This is a genomic window from Chryseobacterium sp. RU33C (assembly GCF_900156015.1).
GTDB classification, from domain to species: Bacteria; Bacteroidota; Bacteroidia; order Flavobacteriales; family Weeksellaceae; genus Chryseobacterium; species Chryseobacterium candidae.
The window spans coordinates 127,158-150,086 of the sequence record NZ_FTMT01000003.1; the positions used below are offsets into that span (position 1 = coordinate 127,158).

21 protein-coding genes are annotated in these 22,929 nt (G+C 35.5%); 13 read left to right on the plus strand and 8 right to left on the minus strand.

The window, feature by feature from the left end:
- Positions 1 to 146: 146 nt before the first annotated feature.
- On the plus strand, positions 147 to 2,459 hold the full coding sequence (locus BW946_RS03995) for a VCBS repeat-containing protein (RefSeq protein ID WP_076594936.1): 2,313 nt from the start codon (positions 147 to 149) through the stop codon (positions 2,457 to 2,459).
- Between the two features lie 44 nt (positions 2,460 to 2,503).
- Complete coding sequence (locus BW946_RS04000) at positions 2,504 to 4,810, plus strand: hypothetical protein (protein WP_139325961.1); 2,307 nt, start codon at positions 2,504 to 2,506, stop codon at positions 4,808 to 4,810.
- 125 nt (positions 4,811 to 4,935) lie between these two features.
- Here the strand turns inward: BW946_RS04000 and BW946_RS04005 are convergent, their stop codons facing one another.
- Together BW946_RS04005 and BW946_RS04010 are read right to left on the minus strand one after the other, a co-directional pair.
- Complete coding sequence (locus tag BW946_RS04005; protein WP_002976288.1) at positions 4,936 to 5,271, minus strand: DUF3276 family protein; 336 nt, start codon at positions 5,269 to 5,271, stop codon at positions 4,936 to 4,938.
- A 99-nt stretch (positions 5,272 to 5,370) separates the two neighbouring features.
- Entirely contained in the window at positions 5,371 to 7,032 is a 1,662-nt protein-coding gene (locus BW946_RS04010) for an ABC transporter ATP-binding protein (protein ID WP_076594938.1), read from the minus strand.
- 91 nt (positions 7,033 to 7,123) lie between these two features.
- Between BW946_RS04010 and BW946_RS04015 the strand changes: the two genes are divergently transcribed.
- The 7 genes from BW946_RS04015 to BW946_RS04045 all read left to right on the plus strand — a co-directional run bounded on the left by BW946_RS04015 (position 7,124) and on the right by BW946_RS04045 (position 13,113).
- A complete protein-coding gene (locus BW946_RS04015) occupies positions 7,124 to 8,029 on the plus strand; it encodes a transcription antitermination protein NusB (RefSeq protein WP_034693040.1) in 906 nt (301 codons plus the stop codon).
- Between the two features lies 1 nt (position 8,030).
- Positions 8,031 to 8,537, plus strand: a complete 507-nt coding sequence (locus BW946_RS04020; RefSeq protein WP_076594939.1) for a DUF1573 domain-containing protein — start codon at positions 8,031 to 8,033, stop codon at positions 8,535 to 8,537.
- A gap of 10 nt (positions 8,538 to 8,547) precedes the next feature.
- Positions 8,548 to 8,910, plus strand: a complete 363-nt coding sequence (gene yajC / locus BW946_RS04025; protein WP_062675766.1) for a preprotein translocase subunit YajC — start codon at positions 8,548 to 8,550, stop codon at positions 8,908 to 8,910.
- 139 nt (positions 8,911 to 9,049) lie between these two features.
- Positions 9,050 to 9,784 (plus strand): SDR family NAD(P)-dependent oxidoreductase, encoded by a 735-nt coding sequence (locus tag BW946_RS04030; protein ID WP_076594940.1) that lies wholly within the window; start codon positions 9,050 to 9,052, stop codon positions 9,782 to 9,784.
- A gap of 272 nt (positions 9,785 to 10,056) precedes the next feature.
- Positions 10,057 to 10,902 carry a mechanosensitive ion channel family protein gene (locus BW946_RS04035; RefSeq protein ID WP_076594941.1) on the plus strand — a complete coding sequence of 282 codons (846 nt, stop codon included), beginning with the start codon at positions 10,057 to 10,059 and terminating at the stop codon, positions 10,900 to 10,902.
- 187 nt (positions 10,903 to 11,089) lie between these two features.
- Positions 11,090 to 11,659 carry a Crp/Fnr family transcriptional regulator gene (locus BW946_RS04040; RefSeq protein WP_076594942.1) on the plus strand — a complete coding sequence of 190 codons (570 nt, stop codon included), beginning with the start codon at positions 11,090 to 11,092 and terminating at the stop codon, positions 11,657 to 11,659.
- A 170-nt stretch (positions 11,660 to 11,829) separates the two neighbouring features.
- Complete coding sequence (locus tag BW946_RS04045; RefSeq protein WP_076594943.1) at positions 11,830 to 13,113, plus strand: adenylosuccinate synthase; 1,284 nt, start codon at positions 11,830 to 11,832, stop codon at positions 13,111 to 13,113.
- A 187-nt stretch (positions 13,114 to 13,300) separates the two neighbouring features.
- On the opposite strand, the gene BW946_RS04050 is transcribed toward BW946_RS04045, so the two are convergent.
- The 3 genes from BW946_RS04050 to BW946_RS04060 all read right to left on the minus strand — a co-directional run bounded on the left by BW946_RS04050 (position 13,301) and on the right by BW946_RS04060 (position 17,367).
- Entirely contained in the window at positions 13,301 to 14,632 is a 1,332-nt protein-coding gene (locus BW946_RS04050; RefSeq protein ID WP_076594944.1) for a M12 family metallopeptidase, read from the minus strand.
- A 479-nt stretch (positions 14,633 to 15,111) separates the two neighbouring features.
- Positions 15,112 to 16,866: an aspartate--tRNA ligase gene (gene aspS, locus BW946_RS04055; RefSeq protein ID WP_076594945.1), complete on the minus strand. Its 1,755-nt coding sequence runs from the start codon at positions 16,864 to 16,866 to the stop codon at positions 15,112 to 15,114.
- A 138-nt stretch (positions 16,867 to 17,004) separates the two neighbouring features.
- Positions 17,005 to 17,367, minus strand: coding sequence for an ankyrin repeat domain-containing protein (locus tag BW946_RS04060; protein ID WP_076594946.1), 363 nt, complete (start codon positions 17,365 to 17,367; stop codon positions 17,005 to 17,007).
- Between the two features lie 112 nt (positions 17,368 to 17,479).
- Here BW946_RS04060 and BW946_RS04065 point away from each other — a divergent pair, with 112 nt between their 5' ends.
- Positions 17,480 to 18,874 carry an MATE family efflux transporter gene (locus BW946_RS04065; protein ID WP_076594947.1) on the plus strand — a complete coding sequence of 465 codons (1,395 nt, stop codon included), beginning with the start codon at positions 17,480 to 17,482 and terminating at the stop codon, positions 18,872 to 18,874.
- 42 nt (positions 18,875 to 18,916) lie between these two features.
- Here the strand turns inward: BW946_RS04065 and BW946_RS21770 are convergent, their stop codons facing one another.
- A complete protein-coding gene (locus tag BW946_RS21770) occupies positions 18,917 to 19,048 on the minus strand; it encodes a hypothetical protein (protein WP_262484558.1) in 132 nt (43 codons plus the stop codon).
- 57 nt (positions 19,049 to 19,105) lie between these two features.
- Between BW946_RS21770 and BW946_RS04070 the strand changes: the two genes are divergently transcribed.
- The gene (locus BW946_RS04070; RefSeq protein WP_076594948.1) at positions 19,106 to 19,225 is read left to right on the plus strand and encodes a 30S ribosomal protein THX; all 120 of its coding nucleotides are present in this window, start codon (positions 19,106 to 19,108) and stop codon (positions 19,223 to 19,225) included.
- A gap of 58 nt (positions 19,226 to 19,283) precedes the next feature.
- On the opposite strand, the gene BW946_RS04075 is transcribed toward BW946_RS04070, so the two are convergent.
- Positions 19,284 to 19,940: a DUF937 domain-containing protein gene (locus BW946_RS04075; protein WP_076594949.1), complete on the minus strand. Its 657-nt coding sequence runs from the start codon at positions 19,938 to 19,940 to the stop codon at positions 19,284 to 19,286.
- Positions 19,941 to 20,049: 109 nt separating this feature from the next.
- The gene (locus BW946_RS04080) at positions 20,050 to 20,559 is read right to left on the minus strand and encodes a DUF2480 family protein (protein ID WP_076594950.1); all 510 of its coding nucleotides are present in this window, start codon (positions 20,557 to 20,559) and stop codon (positions 20,050 to 20,052) included.
- Between the two features lie 78 nt (positions 20,560 to 20,637).
- Between BW946_RS04080 and lpxB the strand changes: the two genes are divergently transcribed.
- Positions 20,638 to 21,741: a lipid-A-disaccharide synthase gene (gene lpxB / locus BW946_RS04085; protein WP_076594951.1), complete on the plus strand. Its 1,104-nt coding sequence runs from the start codon at positions 20,638 to 20,640 to the stop codon at positions 21,739 to 21,741.
- Between the two features lie 35 nt (positions 21,742 to 21,776).
- Positions 21,777 to 22,868: a glycoside hydrolase family 99 protein gene (locus tag BW946_RS04090; protein WP_076594952.1), complete on the plus strand. Its 1,092-nt coding sequence runs from the start codon at positions 21,777 to 21,779 to the stop codon at positions 22,866 to 22,868.
- Positions 22,869 to 22,929: the final 61 nt, after the last annotated feature.

The window sequence follows — 22,929 nt, forward strand, 5'->3', positions numbered from 1 at the left end:
ATAATCTGAAGCCAGCATATAAAAATGGTGTTCTTTTAATCCTTTAAAATAAATTCATGGATTGGTGACTGAAACTTTTATATTTGTTTAACCAGAATCATGAGAAATAATTCTCTTAAAAATTACCTCAGATTAAAACAAGAAATATGAAAAAAATCTTTACAATTCTCACGTTATTATTTGTTCTACAGTCTTATGCTCAATCTTACTATAAAAATCTATTTGATGAGAAGCATTATGATACATCTTTAGGCAATTCAGAAAGCCCCGATCAGGCTGAGTTTTCTTGGGGAGTGCCAGCACATATGGAAGCATTAGTACTAATGTATGAAAAAACACATGACCCAAAATATGCTAAAAACTTAATAAGATGCATAGGGAATGTTATTGATAGGAGAGATGATCTTAGGGGACAGGTGCCGGGATTAAGTCAAATTTTTGATTATCGTCATGTTTCAGGTGCCGCATGGTCCACTAATCGTTATAATGTAAATGCAAATTCTGGAGATCCTTACAGTCATTTAGTTCATAGTGCTAATATAACCTATCCTATGGCTAAGTTTGCTGCTATTGTTAAAAATGATAGTAGTATTCAAAATATATTATATCAATCAGGAGGGCGTTATAATAATATGACTTTTAAAAATATTGCTGATGATCTTAAACAAAAGATAAAAGAAACGCTTCTTTATCACAAAGACCAATGGTTTACAGAGTATAATTCTAATCCTAATGATAGTATAGGTTATTATAAAGAAAGGGATTCTCTTAATGTTAATAGTAATCCTCCAATAAAGTATAAAGGGGTAATTGCTCCCTTTAATATGCAAAGCTCTATGGGAAGGGTTTTGGTACAAATGTATAGAGCAACAGATGATCAAAGTTATCTTAAACAGCTTAATAAAATTGCTAATTTTTTAAAATTAAATACTTCTGTTAATAATAATCTGGGGTCATATACTTGGATATATTGGAATCATTTTTATTTACGTGATGATATATCCCACGCAGGCTTAACGGTGAGTTTTCCATATGAATGCTATAAATATAGTATAAAGAATAACTACAACGATTCTCTTTATACATCTTTAGATATGGAGAGATATGTTAAAACTTTTACAAAAGATATTTATCAGGGACCTTTAGCAATAAATGATGCAGTAAATTATAACGGATTAAAATGGAATATTAAATATAGTACTATAAATAATTTTCCAACAGATATTAATACTAAATATGACGCATATGTTTCTTACATGTGGTTATATCTCTCCGCGGAATATGATAAAAAAATATATCAGATAATCGCAGACTTACAAGCGTCAAAAAATTATTATGATCATATCAATGTAGAAGGATCTGCTTTGACACTTGCACTTCTTGCAAATTACGAAAACTTTATAGTTCCTGTGAATACTTACCATTTATGGGGAGAAGATTCTGATTGGAGAGGTGTTGCAAAAGGAAATTTTGACGACGACGATGATGATGAGTTCGTGAAAATCAGAAATTATGATGGGTTCATAGGTACTCTTGAACCTTATGGTAAGAGTTTCAATACTGTTACAAACAGTATAGCTTATGGTGGTACTTATAATTGGAAAGGATTGGGTGCTGGTGATTTCTTTGGAGATAATAAAAGTGAAATCATTGCATTGAGTGATCATGCTGATTTTAATAAGAATGGCTTTTATATTTTTAAAATTGAAAATAACCAGATCGTTGAGCATTCAAAATTTACAGGTTTTGGAACAGACTCAGATTGGGTGGGAATTACTGCCGGAAATTTTATCAGTGGAGGCAAAGATGATTTTGTTGCCGTGAGAAATTATAACAAAGAAGTGAGAGTATATAAATTTAATAGTACTGATCCTGAATTGGTCTATTTTAATCAGCTCAATCTTCCTGCAAATTCTAAAATCAAAGCAGTTGCAGCCGGTGATCTTGATGGAGTTGGTAAAGATGAAATTGTATTGCTGGTTGATGCTGATGATTATATGCAGAATGGGGTGTATGTTTATAGTATTGATGATAATGGGGTAATGACTCTTATTGATAAATCTATAGGGTTTGGAGCTGCTTCAGATTGGAAAGGATTGGCTGTTGGAAATCTGGATGGTGATGGAGCAGATGAAATTATTGCTCATAGAAACTTTGATGGAGATTATAAAGTTTTTAAAATGAAGGAATCAAATGGGGTTAAATATTTAGATAATATTGGGATTGAAAGTTTTCCTGCAGTGCAAACCCAAAACAATGTAATGTGTTTTGGAAATTTTGATTCAAGTTCAAAAAATGATGAACTGGTTACTCTTAGAAAAGATGGCGGTATAGTGATGTTTTCGGCTGCAAAAGTTGTCAAAAGTGCTCCTGCTGCCAGTAAACAATCAGATCCATGTAAGAATGAGATACCGGAAGTATTATTCAGCTTCCTGAATCCTGTTCATTTTAATAACTAATATTGTTCTGAAGTATAGCTGAAATGTCCATAAAAATAAAAAATATGAAAAAAATCTTAACCGTTTTCTCTTTATTGTTGATACTTAAATCTTATGCTCAACCTTATGCTCAATCCTACTATAAAAATCTATTTGATAGCAAGCAATATGATGTGGTGCCTCTTAATTCAACCAGCCCCAACCAAGTAGAATTTTCATGGATTGTATCTGCCCATATGGAAGCACTGGCCTTGATGTACGAAAAGACACATGATGTAAAATATGCTAATGTTTTAATAGGGACTATGGGTAACGTGATTGATAGAAGAGATGATCTTAGAGACCAATTACCACCTAATATAGGTGTAAGTAATATTTCCGATTACCGCGGAATTTCTGGTGCTGCATGGTCAACTGATTATTATAATACAAATCAAGGTGATGGAAAAACTTATGCTCACGTTGCGCACAGTGCTAACATAACTTATCCTATGGCTAAGTTTGCAGCCATTGTAAAAAAAGATAGCACTATTCAGAATACAATGTATAATTCTGGTGGTCGTTATAATGGAATGACTTTTAAAGCTATCGCCAATGACCTTAAACAGAAGGTAAGTGAAACACTTATTTATCATGAAACTCAATGGTATACAGAACCCAATAATATAATAGGTTATTATAAAGAACGTAATGATAATCCGCCAATAGATAACGATGGTGAAATTTTACCTTTTAATATGCAAAGTGCAATGGGAAGAGTATTGGTACAGATGTATCTGGCAACAGATAACCCGGATTATCTTATACAAATTAACCAAATTGCCAATTTTTTAAAAGCGAATACCTCTTTTGATTCCAATTTGCAATCTAATAAATGGACGTATTGGAAAAAAACTACTTTGCGGGAAGATATTTCTCACGGAGGTTTGACCATATCTTTTCCATATGAATGCCGTAAATATAGTATTTCAAATGGAGGAGCACTTATTTATACTGATTCTGATATGAATGCCTATGCTAATACTTTAACGAAAGATATCTATCAATCTCCTTTGTATATAAATAATGGAGTAGCCTATCCTGCAGAACACTGGAATCTTAAGTCTGGTTTTAGGATGGGAAATGCAGACTTAAGCACCTATACCTGTTTCCAGTGGGCTTCCTTATCCAAATATGATGCGAAAATATATCAGCTACTTGCCGAAATGCAAACAGCAGAAAATTATTATACACCTCTGATGCCTGAGAATTTTCCTTTGGCCGTTGCTTATTTAGCTTATTATGAAAATTTGATTGTTCCTGTTAATACAGAACATGGATGGGGAGATGGCTCGGATTGGAGAGGAGTTGCAAGCGGTAACTTTGATGAAGATAGTGCTAATGAATTTGTTGTTATCAGAAATTACGACGGGATGATAGGGACTATGGAACCTTATGGTAAAAAATTTCATTCCGTTACAAACGATAAATACTATAGTGGTCAATATAATTGGCGTGGCATAGCAGCAGGAGATTTTTTTGGTGATAATAAAAGTGAAATTGTAACATTAAGTAATCATACCGATCCTGGTAATAATGGAGTATATATATTAAAAATTGAAAACAATAATATTGTTGAACATACAAAATCTATTGGTTGGGATGCGCAATCTGATTGGGTGGGTGCTGCAGCAGGAAACTTTATTACCGGAGGAAAGGATGATTTTATTGCTGTCAGAAATTTAAATAAAGAAGTCCTTGTTTTTAATTTCAATGGGACTACTCCTCAATTGGTTCATACTAACGCTCTCAATCTGCCATCGAATTCTAAAATTACGGCGGTAGCATCAGGTAATCTTGATGGTGTAGGCAAAGATGAGATTGTTTTGCTTGTAGATGCTCAAGATCCTGCTTATAATGGGATCTATGTTTACAATATAGATGATAATGGTATAGTGACAAAAATAGCCCAATCTACAAATTGGGGTTCAGGTTCAGAATGGAGAGGGCTAGCTGTTGGAAATCTGGATGGCAATGGAGCAGATGAAATTATCGTTCATAGAAATTATGATGGTGAATATGTAGCGTATACGCTAAGTGGGAATATTTTGAATAGTACAGGTGTTGAAAGATTTCCTATCCTACAGACCCAAGACAACATCATGTGTTCTGGAAATTTTGATCCAAGTTCAAAAAATGATGAACTGGTTACTCTTAGAAAAGATGGCGGTATAGTAATGTTTTCTGCAGCCAAAGTTATCAGAGCTAATTCTACTACTAATAATAATAAACAATCAGATCCGTGTCAAAATGAGTTACCGGAAGTATTATTCAGCTTCCTGAAATCAGCTTCTTTTAAAAGAGAAGAACTAAAAGAAATATCTGTAAGATAACAAGATTGGGAATAAAAATATAATATTCAATAGAAACGGGCTTTAGCCCGTTTTTTTATGCCTGTATAATTTTACCGCATAAAAAAAGCATCTTTTTCAGATGCTTGTGTTTTTAGATATTCTTTTTAAACTTCGTCGTCAGAATCAATTGTATAAGATCTGCTCTTAAAGTCTTTGTCATGTTTTTCTGAAATTACATCCTCACCCTTTTCATTAATGATGAAATCTGTGGACTCATTAAACATCTCCTGGAAACTCTTAAAATCTTCCTTGTAAAGGTAAATTTTATGCTTCTCGAATGTAGCTTCCCCATTCTCTCCGAAATTCTTCTTACTCTCAGTGATTGTAAGATAATAATCTCCTGCTTTCGTCTCGCGCACATCAAAGAAATAAGTTCTTCTCCCTGCTTTTAACACCTTCGTGAAAATCTCATTTTCATGGCGTTCCTTGTATTCACTCATTGTTAGATATTTTTTAATCTTGTTAAGAACAAATATAAAAGAATTCTTTTAATCACAAAATTTTTTTTATGATTTATTTAACAATTGAGAACGAAATGGCTAAGCGGTTACAGAATTGGCAATTTCAGTCAGGTTGATAATCTGATGGGCTTTTTGAGCGCTAGACTCTCTGTGTGTGATAATTATGGAAGTAGCGTTACTGATTTTTTTGTCAATATTTTCCAGAATATTCTGCTCCGTTTCTGTGTCTAAGGCAGACAGAGAATCATCAAAAATAATGATATTAGGCTCCTTAATTAAGGCTCTTGCGATACAAATTCTTTGCTTTTGTCCCCCCGAAAGCATTACTCCGCGTTCACCAACAAGTGTTTTATATTGATCCTTAAACTCTACAATATTTTTGTGAACATCTGCAATATTGGAATACTCTACCACTTTTTCGTGAGAAGGATGATCTATGGCAAAACCAATATTATTTTCAATAGAATCAGAGAATAAATAGCTCTCCTGAGGAATATATCCGATAAAGTTTCTGTAGTTCTCCAGATTATGGTGTTTAAGGTTTTTACCATCAATTAAAATTTCCCCTTCAGTAGGGTCTATTAATCGGCATAATAGCAGGGCAATTGTTGACTTTCCACTACCTGTCTTACCCATAATAGCCAATGATTCTCCGGCTTTTACCTTGAAACTTAGATTGTCCAGAGCTTTGATTCCTGTATTGGGATATACATAAGAAACATTTCTGAACTCTATATCTCCTTTGATCGGATAGTTTTCAAAATTTGTATTAATGATTTCAGATTTTTTGTCCATGAACTCATTAATTCTTTGCATGGATGCTTCAGCTCTCTGGTTGACAGAAGTTACCCATCCTACCATAGAGAAAGGAAAAATCAGGGTGTTGATATACATGAAGAAATCGGCAATCTTACCAATGCTTAATTCTCCTGCAATATACTTTGTTCCTCCAATCAGGATAATGGCAACATTTAATAATCCGATGACAAAAAGAATAATGGTGAAGAAATAGGCTTCTGTTTTGGCAAGATCCAAAGCTTTATTCTGATAATCGGTGACTTTGATTCCGTAGTTTTTTTCAATGTATTTTTCTCTGGCGAAAAATTTTACTACACGGATTCCGGAAAAGCTGTCCTGTACAAAAGTAGAAATTGCAGACTGGCTTTTCTGCATGATCTTCGACTTTTTGTTGATAATAGAACTTACCTTATAAATAGCAAAAGATAAAATAGGAAGAGGAAGCAAGGTCCACATCGTCATAGAAGCATCCGTTTTTACCATGTAAATGGCTGTAATCAGCACCAGTACAATCAGGTTCGCTACATACATCACTCCGGGACCAAGATACATTCTTACTGCCACAACATCTTCACTTAATCTGTTCATTAAATCTCCAATGGTAGTCTGTTTATAATCCGTTAAAGATAAATCCTGATAATGTCTGTAGATTTTATTTTTAAGCTCATATTCTATTCTTCTTGACGCAACAATGATGGTCTGCCTCATCATAAAAGTAAAGAATCCGGTCAAAAGAGAGCATCCTACAATAATTCCAACATAGATTAAAACCTGTTGGTTGAAGCCAAGGTTTCCACTTTTTGTAAGTTCATCCACAGATTTTCCTACAAACTGGACTTTATATATATTAAAGAAATTACTGGCGATGATAAAGAGTAACCCCCAAAACAGTAGTATTTTGTGTTTCCAAAAATAAGGGTTTAAGGTTTTTAGCGCTTTCATATAGTTGCACAAAATTACAAAAATGTCATCACACTACGAATTTCATCAATTTTAAATTTTGTATCTTTGCACCCATAAAAAAGCTCTTTGAATGTTAGGAAGACGACAAATCCGTGAAAAAGTAGTACAGACCGTGTATTCTTACTACCAAAATCCTGTAAAATTTGATGTTTTAGAGAAAAACATGTTTGCCGGGATAGAGAAAATCTATTATCTATACATCTATCAGCTCAACTTTTTGGTGGGTCTGAAAGATTTGGCAGAGAATCAGATCGAAATTGGTAAGAATAAATTTCTTAAAACTGATGCTGATATTAATCCTAACCAAAAATTCATCAATAACCAGGTATTGCTTAAGCTGGAAGAAAATCCTGAAAGATTATTTTTTACAGGGCAGCACAAGCAGCTGAAATGGGATATGCATGATGATTTATTGGTAAAAACTTTCCAGAGAATTACTGCTGGGAAACGTTATCAGGATTTTATGAAAGAAGAAGGATACTCCTTTGAAGAAGATCAGAAATTTATCGGGAAATTATTCTTAAGATATATTGCTGAAAATGAAGATTTTCATGACTATTTGGGTGATAAGGAACTTTCATGGTATGATGATATCCATATCGCCAACTCAATGGTACAAAAAACAATCGGTTTCCTGAGAGAAGATGAAGAAAGCAGAACTTTGATCAAAATGATTAAAGATGAAGAAGATAAAACATTCGCTGCAAAATTGTTGAGAGATACCCTGAACAACTGGGAAAACAATGAAAAGAAACTGGAAGAAAGGCTGGAAAACTGGGATCTGGAAAGAGTTTCTCTAATGGATAAAGTAATTTTATCTACAGCAATTGCAGAGCTTGATAACTTTGCTTTCACGCCTTCAAGAGTGATCATTAACGAATATATTGAAATTGCAAAAGTATTTGCTACAGACCGTTCCAATATCTTCATCAATGGTATTTTAGATAAATATTGTAAAGATCAAAATAGAATATAAAATGAAAAAGACGTTATCAATTATCGCCTTGTCAATTATAGGCTTTGGGTTAGTTTCATGTAAAAAAGAAAACAAAGAAACTCAAAGTGCTGAAACTGCAACTACTGATTCTGCATCTGTTGCGGCTCCGGTAACCACTGATTCTGCAGCAGCACCTGTAACAGGTGAAACAGCCGCTCCGGTTTCTAACGAACCATCAACTTCTGTTGCTTTATCTGAAAACAGCTTCGATTTTGGAAAAATCAAAAAAGGAGATAAAGTAGAGCACGTATATGAAATTACCAACACCGGTAAAAACCCATTGATTATTTCTGAAGTGAAGCCAGGATGCGGATGTACAGCTCCTGATTTTACAAAAGAGCCTATCATGCCTGGTAAAAAAGGAAAAGTTACTTTACACTTCGATTCTTCAAGCTTCGACGGAAACGTTCAGAAGTATGCAGACGTTTTTGCTAATGTAGAAAAAGCTCCAATCAGATTAACGTTCACAGCGAACATTCAACCATAATATTTACAATATGTTGACACTATTTTTACAGGCACAGGGTGGATCTTCACCTATGATGCTGATCATGATGGGAGTAATGTTTGTAGGGTTCTATTTCCTGATGATCAGACCTCAGATGAAAAAGCAAAAGCAGGAGAAAAACTTTCAGGAAAACCTTAAAGTGGGAACAAGAGTAGTTCTTACATCAGGTCTTCACGGAAGAATTGCTCAGGTTCAGGATGACGGTTTTGTTATTGAAACATTATCGGGAAAACTGAAATTCGAAAAAGCAGCAGTTTCAAGAGAAATGACTGAAGCTCGTTTTGGAGATAAAGCAAAAACTGCTGAGAAGGCAGATGACAAAAAAGAAACAGCAACTGAAGAAAAAAAATAATTCAGTCTGAAGATATTGAGCTGCGGCGGGTGAACTTTGTTCACCCGCCGCAATTTTTTCTACATTAGTTTGAAAAATTGTGTCCATTTGGGAAAAACAACAGTGAAATTAGTGTTTAATAAAAAATTATCTTTGTCTCATGAATCAAAACACGAACAAAACCGTTCTTATTCTGGGCGCTAATTCAGATGTAGCAAAACAATGCTTAGTACAATATGTTGAAAAGGGATTTACAGTTATTGCTGCTTCCCGAAATACAGCATCTTTGGATAATTTTATTGATTCAAACAATCTGGACCGCTCAAAAGTATTTGTTTTGTATTTTGATGCCGCTGATTTTGATTCTCATCATCAGTTTTATTCCAGTCTTTCTGTAAAGCCTCATATTGTAGTTTATGCCGCAGGTTTTTTAGTGGACAATCAAAAAGCTTTAACTGATTTCAAAGGAGCGAAACAAATGATGAAAGTCAATTATATGGGTGGTGTATCTATCCTGAGTATTATTGCAATGGATAAAAGGAATACCAGCCTGGAAAGAATAATCGGGCTTTCTTCCTTGTCAGGAGTAAGAGGAAGAAAAAGTAATTTTGTCTATGGTAGTACAAAGGCTGCGTTTACACAGTTTCTGGCAGGATTGAGACAGGAGCTGGCTTCCCGAAAAATAATTGTGAATGCCTTGGTTATTGGCTATATCAGAACAAAAATCAATGAAGGATTAGAACTTAATGAATCTCTGATCATGGAACCTGATTATGTGGCAAAATTTATTGTTAATGCAGGAAGTACCTTTACCATTGTCCCGAACTTTAAATGGAAAATTATCTATCATATCCTTAGACTTTTACCGGAAAGCCTTGCTGCAAAATTACCTTAAGGAATGTTTACTAACATTATTTTTCTTTGAAGATAACTACACTTCGGTATCGTTTTTGTAATTCTATATGCCAAAATTATTTCTTCCTGCAAGATTCAGTTTCTGAATGATTATTGAATAAAGCTGAAACATTCTTTTTCTGCTGTCAATCTATTTCAAGGATAAATATGATTCACCTTCGCTCAGGTAGGGAAGGGTGGATTTCTTTTTTCAAATCCTGCAGAAGATGTCAATGCTTTTATTGATATAAATAGTAAAACACATAGTATACAATGGACGATTTAGAATTAAACAAGATTCAACAACACTGGGACACCTTAATTTCTTCAGCAATCTCATGGGCGCCGAGAATTTTTACAGCAATTATATCTGCATTATTAATTTATCTGATCGGATCATGGATGATCAGAATGATTAAGAAACTGGTGGAAAAAGCTTTCAAAAAAAGAAATATGGAAGCTTCACTGCAGCATTTCCTGTTAAATATTATCAACTGGGGACTTAATATTCTGCTGTTTATTGTTGTTGTTACACAGCTTGGAGTACAGACTTCTGCATTTGTTGCAATGATTGGTGCCGCAGGTCTTGCAGTAGGTTTAGCTTTGCAGGGATCCTTAACGAATTTTGCAGGCGGAATCTTAATTCTACTATTAAAACCTTTTAAGATTGGTGATTTTATTTCTACCAATTCAGGCGTTTCCGGAACTGTAGATGCCATAGATATCTTTCATACGAAACTGATCACCCCACAAAACCAACTGATCATTATTCCTAACGGAGTAGTTTCAAATAACAGTATTACCAATTTTACCCAGCTGGGTACAAGAAGAACATCACTGGATATCGGAATTGCCTATGATGCGGATCTTAGACAGACCAAGGACGTTTTAATGAATGTCATTAAGAATAATCAATATGCTCTCGCAACACCTGCTCCACAGGTGGTGGTTACTGAACTTGGAGACAGTGCTGTCAATGTATCCGTAAGAGTAAGTACTTCCACTGAAAATTTCTGGGCAATGAACGAAGAACTAATCATAGGTTGTAAAGAGGCTCTTGATAAAGCTGGAATCGGAATTCCTTTTCCACAGAGAGATATCCATGTTTACAATCAATAATTATATTTAATTTTTTTTAAGAAGCTCCTGCATTATTGTAATGTGGGAGTTTTTATTTGGAAGAAGATAAAGATGTCTTGTTTTTCTTTGTAAACATATTTATTAGGCTTTGTTGTCAAATGACAATTGTTTTTAACGTTGACTTTTATACCTTTATATTTCCGCAATCCGTGGGTATAACATAAATATGGAAGAGCTTTTTACTTATATCAAAAAATTTGGAACGCTGAATCCTCAGGATGAAATTTTAATTGCTGAAGGAATTCAGGAAATCACTGTAAAGAAAGGAGATTCTTTTGTGGAAGCAGGAAAAGTGAGCCAAAGAATTGCTTTTGTAAAAAAAGGTGTTTTCCGGTCTTTGTATTATAATAAGCAGGGTGACGATTTTACCAGATATTTCATTTATGAAGGTAGATTTATAGGAGATTTTCAGGGTTTTACAGATCAGCTGCCCGCTCATGAAGATATTGAAGCCATTACTGATGCTGTACTGCTGGTGATTGATCTCAAACATTTTAAGCTTCTTGAAGAGAAAATTGCCGTATGGCCGGTTTTGTTTGCAAGAATCCATGCGTTTGTTGTTGAGAATAAACTGAAAGTTGCCAGTATCATGCTCAATCAGGATGCAAAATCCCGTTACATTCATTTTTTAAATCACTATCCCGGCCTTGCCAACAGAGTTCCGCAATCTATGCTGGCTTCTTATCTTGGCGTGACCCCTTCTTCACTGAGCAGGATCAGGAGAAATATCGTCTAGAATTATTATTGATAAATTATAATTGATAGATGATCTTAAGGAGTATGCAGGGCAACAGAGTTTGTAGATTTTACAAACTTCAAACATCTCATAAATCTCTTTTTGTCAAATGACAATGGTCTTTCCCGCTGACTGTCATAGTTTTGCTTCATAAAATTTAAAGTACAAATATGGATATTGTATTAGGACTGCAATGGGGAGATGAAGGAAAAGGAAAGTTCATTGATCTGATCAGTGAAAATTACGACATTACAGCACGTTTTAATGGTGGATCTAATGCTGGGCACAGCATTGAAAGAAACGGACGCATAATAACGCTTAAAATGATTCCTTCGGGAATCTTTATGAATGGTGTGCAGAATGTTATCGGTACCGGAACTGTTATTGATCCGGTAAGTTTTAAAAAGGAAATTCTGAATCTTCAGGTATTTGATAAAACCATTCAGCCGGAAAATAATATCATTATTTCCCGAAAAGCACATCTGGTAATGCCAACGCATAAGCTTCTGGATATTTTTATGGAGGAAAGTTCTGGCTATACCAAGATCGGAACTACTAAAAATGGGATTGCTCAGGCATATTCAAACAAAATATTAAGACAGAATCTGAGAGTAGGGGATATATTTTCATCAGATTTTCAAAGCAGAGCGAAGCATATTCTGGATAGAGATTACAGAATGCTGGAAGAAGTAGGAATGATTGTTTTGCCTGCTTTAGAAGAAATCAGTAAAGAGTTTTTTGATGGAGTGGAATTCCTTAAAAAATTCAATTGTACAGAAACTGAAATTTATCTTAACGAAGCTTTATCTGAAGGTAAAAAAGTATTGGCAGAAGGATCTCAGGCAGCAATGTTGGATATTGATCATGGTACTTACCCGTATGTGACATCTTCCTCAACGACAGCATCAGGAGCGAGTAGCGGCTTAGGTGTATCGCCGAAAAAGATCGGTGAGATTTACGGAATAGCGAAAGCTTATTGTACGCGTGTGGGAAATGGTGCGTTTCCAACGGAACTTTTAGATGAATTTGGAGATGACCTCAGAATGAAGGGGAATGAATTTGGTTCCAATACAGGACGTCCGAGAAGAACAGGATGGCTGGATCTTCCTGCTCTAAAATATGCAGTAATGATCAACGGTGTAACTCAGCTGGTTCTGACAAAAGCTGATGTGCTAAGCGGATTGAAATCTGTAGCAGTTTGCACCCATTATGAACTGGAAAACGGCGAACTTGTATCTGTTTCCGGGATTCTTCCAGAAAATGCCAAGCCTATATTTAAATGGTTTACTGGTTGGCAAACCGATTTTTCCAGGATGAAAAGCTCTTCAGAATTGCCAAAAGAAGTTATCGGATTTCTGTCATTCTTAGAAACAGAATTGGAAATTCCGGTGGCTTATCTTTCTATCGGGCCTGGAAGAAATGAAATGTTGAAATTAACAGATAAATACTTATAATACAAGAATAATGTGCTAATCTGATAGAACAGAAGAGGCTGTCTAAAAAGTCAAATAAGTTGACGCTGTTATTCTGAACGAAATGTAGTGGAGTGAAGAATCTTGTATCATCAATTATGAATGAGATTCCTTCTTCGTCAGAATGACACTTTGAGACAGCCTCTTTGTCTTTATAATAGATAATAGTTTAGTTAACTTTTGTAAGTTTAAAGCGCTGTTTTACAGAAGGCTGAACTGTTTGATCCGTAGTGCCGATGACAATAGGCGTAAGATTGGTTGTTAAGCCGTTTTTTACCTCTAATCTCAATGCCGGTGCATTTTTAGGAGCAAATCCAAATCCGTTATTCCCTAAATTGAATAATAACCATTTTTGAGAATCTGTATTCGCATTGGTTCGTAATTCAACAGCTGTTCCATTCGTTGTTCCGTTACCCTTTACAGTAAGCACTTTTGCGGGGTCAAGTATAGATTTGATGATATAATATCCATGATCTGATTTGCTGAAAGTAAATCTCTGGTTATTCCCTGTAGAAGCTGAATATAGAATTATACCGGTGCCATCAGTAGTGGAACTTCCTGTGATATCTACATTTTTATCATTTGCTAAAGCGGTCGTCATCGTATAAGTTCCGTTGATTGCAGAACTGGCATTAACAGGTCCGTACAAATGATTTATTCCGGCATAATCACCGGCAGACAATCCTGTCCTTTGCTTGGTAAATGTAGACCCGTCAAGCTTGGTCATTACTGGCTGGCCTGGATCTATCGCAAAGTCTGTAGACTGATACATCATGACTGAACCGAAATCGAATGCCCCATGTCCTGCATAATCATTATAAAGATTGAAGTTATGACGGCTACCTTCCACCGCTTTATTAACATCTACGATAATGTACTGATCTCTATCTGGGCGGCACTGTTCGTGCATGATTCCCATTGAATGCATTATTTCGTGAGCGATAATGGCGGGATATGTGATATTATAAATTTTAATACCATTTACTCTGTTTTTTTGCCATCCAAGTGGAGAACTGTTGGAGGTTGTATAAGTAAAGGTGATGTATTCTGTTTGATTCGTGCGTTGAACAAACTGCATACTGGTTTGTGAAGAGATCATATCAAACGCTTTGTTGATATTGGTAAGGAATGTATCATAATTCTGAGTGCTCATAGTTCCCTGGCTGGGTAATGTGTAATAGACGATGGCATTAGGCCATGTCTTAATAAAGGAGCTTACAATGGTACTTTTTTCTGCTGTTGATGTTCCAGGGTTGGCCTGCTTTTGTAATGCATTAAACTGTTCGGAGCTGATCGTTATATCTTCTGCATAAAAATATTCACCATTGACTTCATTAACATAGGTGTATTTTCCGTCAATTAATAATTTGTGAATCTTTGCATTGTCCAGCTTTGTGGTTGTAGGATCGATTGAATCAGTTTGAGGATTTTCAATGTCCGACCTGCATGAATTCAGTGCCAGAATAAGGCATCCTGATAAGAGTAATAGTTTGCTTTTCATATTATTTAATATTGGTTGATGATCAGGTTTATATATGAACAGCTCTATTATTACCCCGCACAAAAGATTATTAAAATTAATTAATTCTAAGTTTGATTAAGTTCTGCATTATAATTCAGCTGTGTGTTGTAAATATACTAATAAAAGATTATTATTGCATACAACATAATATAATGATTGTTTTGTTAACTTTTTGTTTGTTTGATATATTTAATTCGTTTATTTGTTTGAAATGCTTTATTTTTTACTATTAATTTTGAAATTAAGTTATTTCACGAATATTTGATATGATGCTATAAACTGTATTTTATACTAGCATAAAGACTATTCTATTGATAAATTAATAAAGTATACTGAAATTTGTAAGGTCATGACGTTCAGGTAATACTGTATCATGAATATGTATTTTTGGAAGAATTACATTGAAGATGCCTGTAATTCGGGATATAAAAAAAGCGGGGCAAATACCCCGCTTACATTTATGCTTTTAAATTCAATTGTAACTCCAGTTCGTCAAGCTGTGCATCAGCAATAGAAGCAGGTGCATCGATCATTACATCTCGTCCTGAATTGTTCTTAGGGAATGCGATATAATCTCTGATTACTTCGTTTCCGTCAAGAATCGCTACCAAACGGTCAAATCCGAATGCCAGTCCTCCATGTGGCGGTGCTCCGTATTTGAAGGCATTCATCAGGAATCCAAACTGAGCTTCAGCTTCTTCTCTGGTAAATCCTAATAAATCAAACATTTTAGACTGAAGATCTCTGTCAAAAATTCTGATCGATCCTCCACCGATTTCGTTTCCGTTCAGAACCATATCGTAAGCATTAGCTCTTGCTTTTCCGGGATCTGTTTCCAATAAATGGATATCTTCAGTTTTTGGAGACGTGAAAGGGTGGTGCATTGCATGGTAACGTCCACTTTCTTCATCAAATTCCAATAGAGGGAAGTCAACTACCCATAGTGGTGCAAATTCGTTTCCTTTTCTTAATCCCAAACGGTTTCCAAGTTCCATTCTCAAAGCAGAAAGCTGAGCTCTTACTTTATTTTCGTTTCCGGAAAGAATCAACATTAAATCTCCTTCTTTGGCTCCGAATTTTTCGATGATCTTTGCTAAATCTTCTTCGTTGTAGAATTTATTTACCGATGAGGTTTTTACACCATCATTCTGGAATTTTACCCAAACCATTCCCGATGCTCCGATCTGAGGACGTTTAACCCAATCAACAAGTTCATCGATTTGTTTTCTCGTATATTCCGCACATCCTTCTACATTGATCCCGACTACTAATTCAGCATCATCAAATATCTTGAAGTCTTTTCCTTTTACCAGTTCATTCAGTTCTACGAACTCCATTCCGAAACGGATATCCGGTTTGTCGTTTCCGTATTTTCTCATCGCATCAGCGAAAGTCATTCTTGGGAAATCTCCGAATTCCTGACCTGTAATATCTTTTAAAAGCGTTTTAGTCATTCCTTCGAATACGTTCATAACGTCTTCCTGCTCTACGAAAGCCATTTCACAGTCGATTTGTGTAAACTCCGGCTGTCTGTCTGCTCTTAAATCCTCATCACGGAAACATTTTACGATCTGGAAATATTTATCCATTCCACCTACCATCAAAAGCTGTTTGAAAGTTTGTGGAGATTGTGGCAATGCATAAAACTGTCCGGGATTCATTCTGCTTGGTACCACAAAGTCTCTTGCTCCTTCCGGAGTAGATTTGATCAAAACAGGTGTTTCCACTTCAATGAAACCTTCTTCAGATAAATAATTTCTTACTTTCTGCGCCATTTTGTGGCGGAAGATCAGTTTATCTTTTACCGGATTTCTTCTGATATCCAGGTAACGGTATTTCATTCTTAATTCTTCACCTCCGTCTGTTTCATCCTCAATGGTGAAAGGTGGAAGCTGAGAATCGTTCAGAATCGTCAGTTTTTCTACCAGAATTTCAATTTCCCCGGTGGGAATATTAGGGTTTTTGCTTACTCTTTCAATAACTCTTCCGGTAGCCTGAATTACAAATTCACGGCCCAGTTTTTTAGCTTCTTCCATCAATTGTGCAGAAGAACGCTCCTGATCAAAAACCAGCTGGGTAATTCCGTAACGATCCCGAAGATCTACCCAAATCATAAATCCTTTATCACGGATAGTCTGTACCCATCCTGATAGTGTAACTTCTTCATTCAGATTTTTCAGAGATAGCTCTCCGTTGGTGTGTGATCGAAACATAATTATTTGTTTAAAGTTCAATGTTTAAGGTCCAATTCCGGACCTTGAATTTTTCGTTGGCAAAGATAAGATTTTTGCAGGTTTTATAAATAAAAAAAACTTCCTTTCGGAAGTTTCATATATTGTTTTTAGATTTTTTTAGATTCTGTTACCACCTTTTGCGATCAGAATTCTCTTTACTTCTTCACTGCCTTTTGTTTCATCAGCTACTTCAAGAGGAGTTTTATTCTGACATTTTTTATTCACATTCACTTTGTTATCCAAAAGGAAGTTGATAATATTCTTTCTGTCAGACATTACACTGAAACCAAGAGGTGAATAAAGTATATTCCCAACAAGGAAACATTTGTTGTAATCTCCCGGAGCAAACTGTTTTTTAAATGTTGCAACATCATCAGAATAAATGGCTTTCATCTTTTCCTGACTCATCTTCTGGGCAGAGAACATGCTGCCGGACAGTAACATTCCAAATAGAAAAGTAGTAGAGATTATTTTTTTCATAAGGATAATTTTTAAGAATATACAAATCTAAATTAAATTTTATTACCAATTGCTAAGTTTTTCTAATAATTGGATTTGTATTTTTGGGATTACATAAAATATTAATTGCGAAATGACAAAATATATTGAATTTTTGAAAAAAGCATTCAGCGGTGAAGAGACTGATTTTACCCAAATAAATATCAGAAGTGCCGTACTGCTTTTAGCGGTTCCCATGATGCTGGAAATGGCTATGGAATCTGTATTTGCGCTTGTTGACCTCTATTTTGTCGGGCATCTGAAAGAAAGCGGATTTGCTATCCAGACCGTAGGACTTACAGAATCTGTACTTTCCATAATGTATTCTATTGCGATTGGAATGAGTATGGCAGCCACAGCGTTGGTGGCAAGACGAATTGGTGAAAAAAATCCGGAACAGGCTTCCAGAAGTGCGGCGCAGGTATTACTCGTTTCGTTTGCTATTACTTTTGTTTTAAGTTTACTAGGAGTAATCTTTGCTGAAGAAATTCTGATTCTGATGGGATCAAAACCGGAAGCAGCTGCTTACGGAAAGAATTTTACCCGAATTATGATGGGAAGCAGTACAGTCATTATGCTTCTATTTTTAATTAATGGGATTTTCAGAGGAGCGGGAAATGCGATGATTGCGATGAAAAGCTTATGGATAGCTAATATTGCCAACATTATTCTCTGTCCGTTTCTGATAAAAGGCTTAGGACCTGTTCCGGCTTTGGGATTAACAGGAGCTGCTTTGGCAACAACAATAGGACGGAGCATTGGTGTTATTTATCAGTTGTACCATCTTTTAGTAGCCGATACTCAGATAAGAATTAAACTTCCTTATTTTAAACCGAATTACGGATTAATCAAATCTATTATAAAAATTGCAACTCCCGGTATTTTTCAGTTTGTCATTGCCTCGTGCAGCTGGATTTTCCTTGCGGAGCTGGTAGCGACCACAGGAGGAGAGAATGCGTCGGCAGGTTATCAGACTGCTTTGAGACTGATGATGTTCTTTATGCTTCCTGCCTGGGGTTTGAGTAATGCTGCATCTACATTGGTAGGACAGAATATGGGAGCGAATGAAATGATGAGAGCAGAGCAGTCCGTAATGAAAACCGTAAAGTATAATGTCATCTTTATGTTGATCGTAAGTCTGATCTTTCTTTTTATGGGGAACTTTTTAGTAGGCTTTTTTACTCAGGAAATGGCTATTAAAGATTTCGCTAAAAATGCGCTTCAGATTATGAGTATAGGGTTTATTTTTTATGGAATCGGGATGGTGATGATCAATGCTTTTAATGGAGCTGGTGATACATGGACTCCCACCTGGGTTAATCTTTTTGGTTTCTGGCTGTTTCAGATTCCGCTTGCCTATTTTTTATCAAAGTATCTTGATATGGGTCCAAAAGGTGTTTTCATTTCAATCCCAGCAGCAGAAACATTGATTACCATTGTTGCTTTTGTCTTGTTTAAAAAAGGAAAATGGAAGACGATAAAAGTTTAAAAAGCTGGAAGAAGGAGGTACTGGTAGTTTGAAATATTTAATCTAGCCTTTGGTAACAAAATAAAAAAGATAAGTAATCTGCTGGTTGAGAATTGAAAATAGTAACCTGATAGTCACTTCTAGCTTCCCTCTTCCAGCTTCCATTCCTAATTTATAAAACTTTAACAGCTTCATGAATTGGATTTTAATATTGTATTTTTTAAATTCGTAGAACAACAAATACTTAATACTATGGGAAAAGGAGACAAAAAATCAAGAAGAGGAAAAATCAATTCCGGAAGTTACGGCAAAAGAAGACCTAGAAAAGCCTCAAAATCTTTTACAGCTTCTGAAGAAAAATCTAAAAAGTAATCAAAAATAAAAAGACCGAAGATCAGATCTCCGGTCTTTTTTATGAAAATTAAATTAATTATTTACCTCCCAGAATATTACCAAGGATGCTGCCTAATCCGCCGCCGCCTTGTTGTTGGTTTCCACCACCGCCCAATACACTTCCAATTATATCGTTCAGGGGATTTCCAGATGATTGAGATTGTCCTCCTCCTAAAACACTTCCAAGAATGTCATTCAAAGGGTTAGACTGCTGAGCTTGAGCCTGATTGGAAGCGTTTCCAAGAATTCCTCCTAAAAGATCTCCCAAACCGCCTGCTCCTACATTACTCTGTTGTTTCTGCTGTCCGATATAACCCATTACTACAGGTGCAAGCATCGCAAGAATAGGACCTATTTTGTCAATTGAAATTCCTGTATTTTGTGACAATTGGTTTTCAACAGTACTTTTTTGCCCGCCAAAGATATGATCAAGGATAGATCCTCCTTCAGCCTGTCTTGCTTCAATTTGTGAAGCATCATTTAAAATACTACCGTTATGGTCTTTATCTAAAGCATTATTTAAAGCTTCTGCTTCTTTAGCATCCTGAGATTTATTTCTGAGATAAGAAATGATAAGAGGTGTAGCAACAGCCAAAAGGGCGATTACCTGATTTTTGCTGATCCCGAATTTGTTCTCAGCCTGTTCAGCAACCTGGTTGCCTGTGTTCCCTGTAAGTAGGTCTATTAAACTCATTTTTGTGTTTGTTAAGTATTAAGTAACCAAAGTTATCAAAAAATATGTCTCAGAAAATGACCGGCATTCACAATTATTGTTAAAGTTTCGGATGATATTTCAAAATGTCTTAGTTCTTTATGATAGGCACATTAGAACATGCTTCTCCGAACATCAGAGATTTTACAATAGGTTTTAGCTGTTCTACCAATTCAATATAAGCATTTTCGGGAATTTCTTTATCTGAACATCCTTTTACAAGGACTCTTTTTCCTCTCATTTCCTCAAAATCATGAGTCTGAATCGCATTGTGCATTAAAATAACTTCCAGATCCTCGCGGCTTCCAAAAACTATTTTCTTCGCTACATCTGTAAGTTTTGCGGTTAAAACGAAATAAGCCCAAAGAGGAATGATAGTATCTACAGAGTTGTAGATGTATATGTATGAATCTTTATATTGTTCAGTATCTATTGCCTCTACCTTTTCGCGGAAATCTTTTTCTTTCAGTATCATTTCCTGAAAAAGAAAATCTTTAAGGTCAATACCTTTTCTTTCCCCTTTTGGCAGTAAAGTGGTAAGGTCAAAATTGATAAGGCCGCTTTCTGCAACTTTATTCCGGATTTCAAATTCTTCTGACATTTTTTATCATTATCTTTGAACAAATTTACGAATTAAGATCATATCTGTCTTAATTTGTTCTCTATCCTTACTATAGAAATGAAATATTATATTATTGCTGGAGAAGCTTCCGGTGATTTGCATGGAAGCAACCTGATGAAAGCTTTAAAACAAAAAGATCCCCATGCGGAATTCAGATTTTGGGGTGGTGACCTGATGAAAGCTCAGGGCGGAACTTTGGTGAAACATTACCGTGATCTTGCTTTTATGGGATTTCTGGAAGTAGTGATGAACCTCCGTACCATTCTGAATAACATTAAATACTGTAAAGACGACATTCAGAAGAACAGACCTGATGTCTTGATTTTGGTAGATTATCCGGGATTCAATCTGAGAATCGCAAGATTTGCGAAAGAGTTGGGAATTAAAGTTATTTATTATATTTCTCCACAGCTTTGGGCATGGAAGGAAGGGCGCGTAGAAATTATCAAAAAATATGTGGATGAAATGATGGTCATCCTTCCTTTTGAAGAAGATTTTTACAGAAAACACGGTGTTCATTCTCATTTTGTAGGACATCCTTTGCTGGATGCTATTTCGGATCTCCAGGAAATCAGTATTGAAAATTTCAAGTCAGAACACGGACTGAACGAAAAAGAAATTATTGCATTGCTTCCGGGTTCCAGAGAACAAGAGGTGGAAAAAATGCTTGAGATGATGCTTTCCGTAAGACCACACTTTAAAGATTATCAGTTTGTAATTGCCGGAGCACCAAGTCTTCCAAAAGAATTTTATCAGAAATATGTAGATGATAATGTTCATTTTGTCTCTAATAAAACCTATGATCTGCTGAGATGTTCAAAAGCTGCTCTGGTGACTTCCGGAACGGCTACGTTGGAAACTGCTTTGCTGAATGTCCCTGAAGTAGTTTGCTATCGTGGAAGCAAAATTTCTTATGCCATTGCTAAAAGATTGGTAAAAAATATTAATTATATTTCTCTGGTTAATCTGATTATGGACAGGGAAGTGGTAAAAGAATTAATTCAAAATGATCTGAATACCAAAAATCTGGTAGAAGAGCTCAATAAAATTTTGTCAGGTGAGAAAAGGGAACAGGTTCTGAATGACTATCATCTTCTGAGAGAAAAGCTTGGCGGAAAAGGAGCCAGCGATCATGCTGCTGAAGTGATATTGAAAGTATAGTTCGTACTGAGTTTCTGATCATTTAATTTTTAACTATGAATTATTGTAACCGTTTTCTGTTATTACTAACTTTTACATTGTTTTTCTCAAACAGTTTTGGGCAGCAGAACAGTGCAAGAGATAAAGTTCAGATATTTTATTACGGCTGGTACGCCAATCCGGCAAAGGACGGAGATTATCAGCACTGGAATCATGAGATCCTTCCTCACTGGAGCAACCCGAAGTGGAATAATCTGGGACATCATAAAGGAGGAGATGATATCGGAGCTAATTTTTATCCGGCCCTTGGCAATTACAGTTCCAATGATCCGAAAATCATTGAACAGCATATGAAAATGATCAAAGACTCCGGAGTAGGAGTGGTAGTTGTAAGCTGGCTGGGAAAAGATTCGTTCACGGATAAAAGTCTTGCCAAATATCTGGATGTTGCAGATCGTTTTGATTTAAAAATTGCCTTTCATATTGAGCCATTCTATAAAAATATATCAGAATTAAAAGAACAGCTTTCTTATCTGGTAAAAACGTATTCCAGTCATCATGCTTTTTATAAAAAAGAAGGAAAGCCTTTGTTTTATGTGTATGACAGTTATAAAATTCCTAAAGAAGAATGGGTGAAAATGTTGTCTGAAAATGGAGAAAAGACCATCAGAAATACAGATTTAGATGCTCTTTATATCGGACTTTGGGTTGAAAAAAATGATGCTGAATTTTTTGATTCCTCAGGTTTTGATGGTTTCTATACCTATTTTGCCAGCGAAGGATTTGTATACGGAAGTACAACGGCTAATTGGGATTTTATGGCAAACTTCGCTAAAGATCACCATCTGATTTTTATTCCTTGTGTGGGCCCTGGTTATTCCGATACAAGAATCCGTCCGTGGAATGAAGCGAACTTCAAAAGCAGAGACAATGGAAAATATTATGAGAAAATGTTTGATGCTGCCATTAAAGTAAATCCGGAATTCATTGGCATTACATCATTCAACGAATGGCATGAAGGAACACAAATAGAGCCTGCTGTTCCTAAAAAAGCCGGTGATTTCAAATATGAAGATTATGGGAAAGATCCTTTATTTTATATCAAAGAAACAAAGCGATTGACGGATAGATTTCTGAAAAAAAGATAGTATACTTTCAAATATTATTTTTAAAGAATAAAATTAAGCGTTCTGTTGACATTTTTAATGA

Excerpts from the sequence above, each read along its gene's own strand:
- BW946_RS03995 (WP_076594936.1), top strand. The coding sequence starts at position 147 with ATGAAAAAAATCTTTACAATTCTCACGTTATTATTTGTTCTACAGTCT.
- BW946_RS04000 (WP_139325961.1), top strand. The coding sequence starts at position 2,504 with ATGAAAAAAATCTTAACCGTTTTCTCTTTATTGTTGATACTTAAATCT.
- BW946_RS04005 (WP_002976288.1), bottom strand. The coding sequence starts at position 5,271 with ATGAGTGAATACAAGGAACGCCATGAAAATGAGATTTTCACGAAGGTG.
- BW946_RS04010 (WP_076594938.1), bottom strand. The coding sequence starts at position 7,032 with ATGAAAGCGCTAAAAACCTTAAACCCTTATTTTTGGAAACACAAAATA.
- BW946_RS04015 (WP_034693040.1), top strand. The coding sequence starts at position 7,124 with ATGTTAGGAAGACGACAAATCCGTGAAAAAGTAGTACAGACCGTGTAT.
- BW946_RS04020 (WP_076594939.1), top strand. The coding sequence starts at position 8,031 with ATGAAAAAGACGTTATCAATTATCGCCTTGTCAATTATAGGCTTTGGG.
- yajC (WP_062675766.1), top strand. The coding sequence starts at position 8,548 with ATGTTGACACTATTTTTACAGGCACAGGGTGGATCTTCACCTATGATG.
- BW946_RS04030 (WP_076594940.1), top strand. The coding sequence starts at position 9,050 with ATGAATCAAAACACGAACAAAACCGTTCTTATTCTGGGCGCTAATTCA.
- BW946_RS04035 (WP_076594941.1), top strand. The coding sequence starts at position 10,057 with ATGGACGATTTAGAATTAAACAAGATTCAACAACACTGGGACACCTTA.
- BW946_RS04040 (WP_076594942.1), top strand. The coding sequence starts at position 11,090 with ATGGAAGAGCTTTTTACTTATATCAAAAAATTTGGAACGCTGAATCCT.
- BW946_RS04045 (WP_076594943.1), top strand. The coding sequence starts at position 11,830 with ATGGATATTGTATTAGGACTGCAATGGGGAGATGAAGGAAAAGGAAAG.
- BW946_RS04050 (WP_076594944.1), bottom strand. The coding sequence starts at position 14,632 with ATGAAAAGCAAACTATTACTCTTATCAGGATGCCTTATTCTGGCACTG.
- aspS (WP_076594945.1), bottom strand. The coding sequence starts at position 16,866 with ATGTTTCGATCACACACCAACGGAGAGCTATCTCTGAAAAATCTGAAT.
- BW946_RS04060 (WP_076594946.1), bottom strand. The coding sequence starts at position 17,367 with ATGAAAAAAATAATCTCTACTACTTTTCTATTTGGAATGTTACTGTCC.
- BW946_RS04065 (WP_076594947.1), top strand. The coding sequence starts at position 17,480 with ATGACAAAATATATTGAATTTTTGAAAAAAGCATTCAGCGGTGAAGAG.
- BW946_RS21770 (WP_262484558.1), bottom strand. The coding sequence starts at position 19,048 with ATGAAGCTGTTAAAGTTTTATAAATTAGGAATGGAAGCTGGAAGAGGG.
- BW946_RS04070 (WP_076594948.1), top strand. The coding sequence starts at position 19,106 with ATGGGAAAAGGAGACAAAAAATCAAGAAGAGGAAAAATCAATTCCGGA.
- BW946_RS04075 (WP_076594949.1), bottom strand. The coding sequence starts at position 19,940 with ATGAGTTTAATAGACCTACTTACAGGGAACACAGGCAACCAGGTTGCT.
- BW946_RS04080 (WP_076594950.1), bottom strand. The coding sequence starts at position 20,559 with ATGTCAGAAGAATTTGAAATCCGGAATAAAGTTGCAGAAAGCGGCCTT.
- lpxB (WP_076594951.1), top strand. The coding sequence starts at position 20,638 with ATGAAATATTATATTATTGCTGGAGAAGCTTCCGGTGATTTGCATGGA.
- BW946_RS04090 (WP_076594952.1), top strand. The coding sequence starts at position 21,777 with ATGAATTATTGTAACCGTTTTCTGTTATTACTAACTTTTACATTGTTT.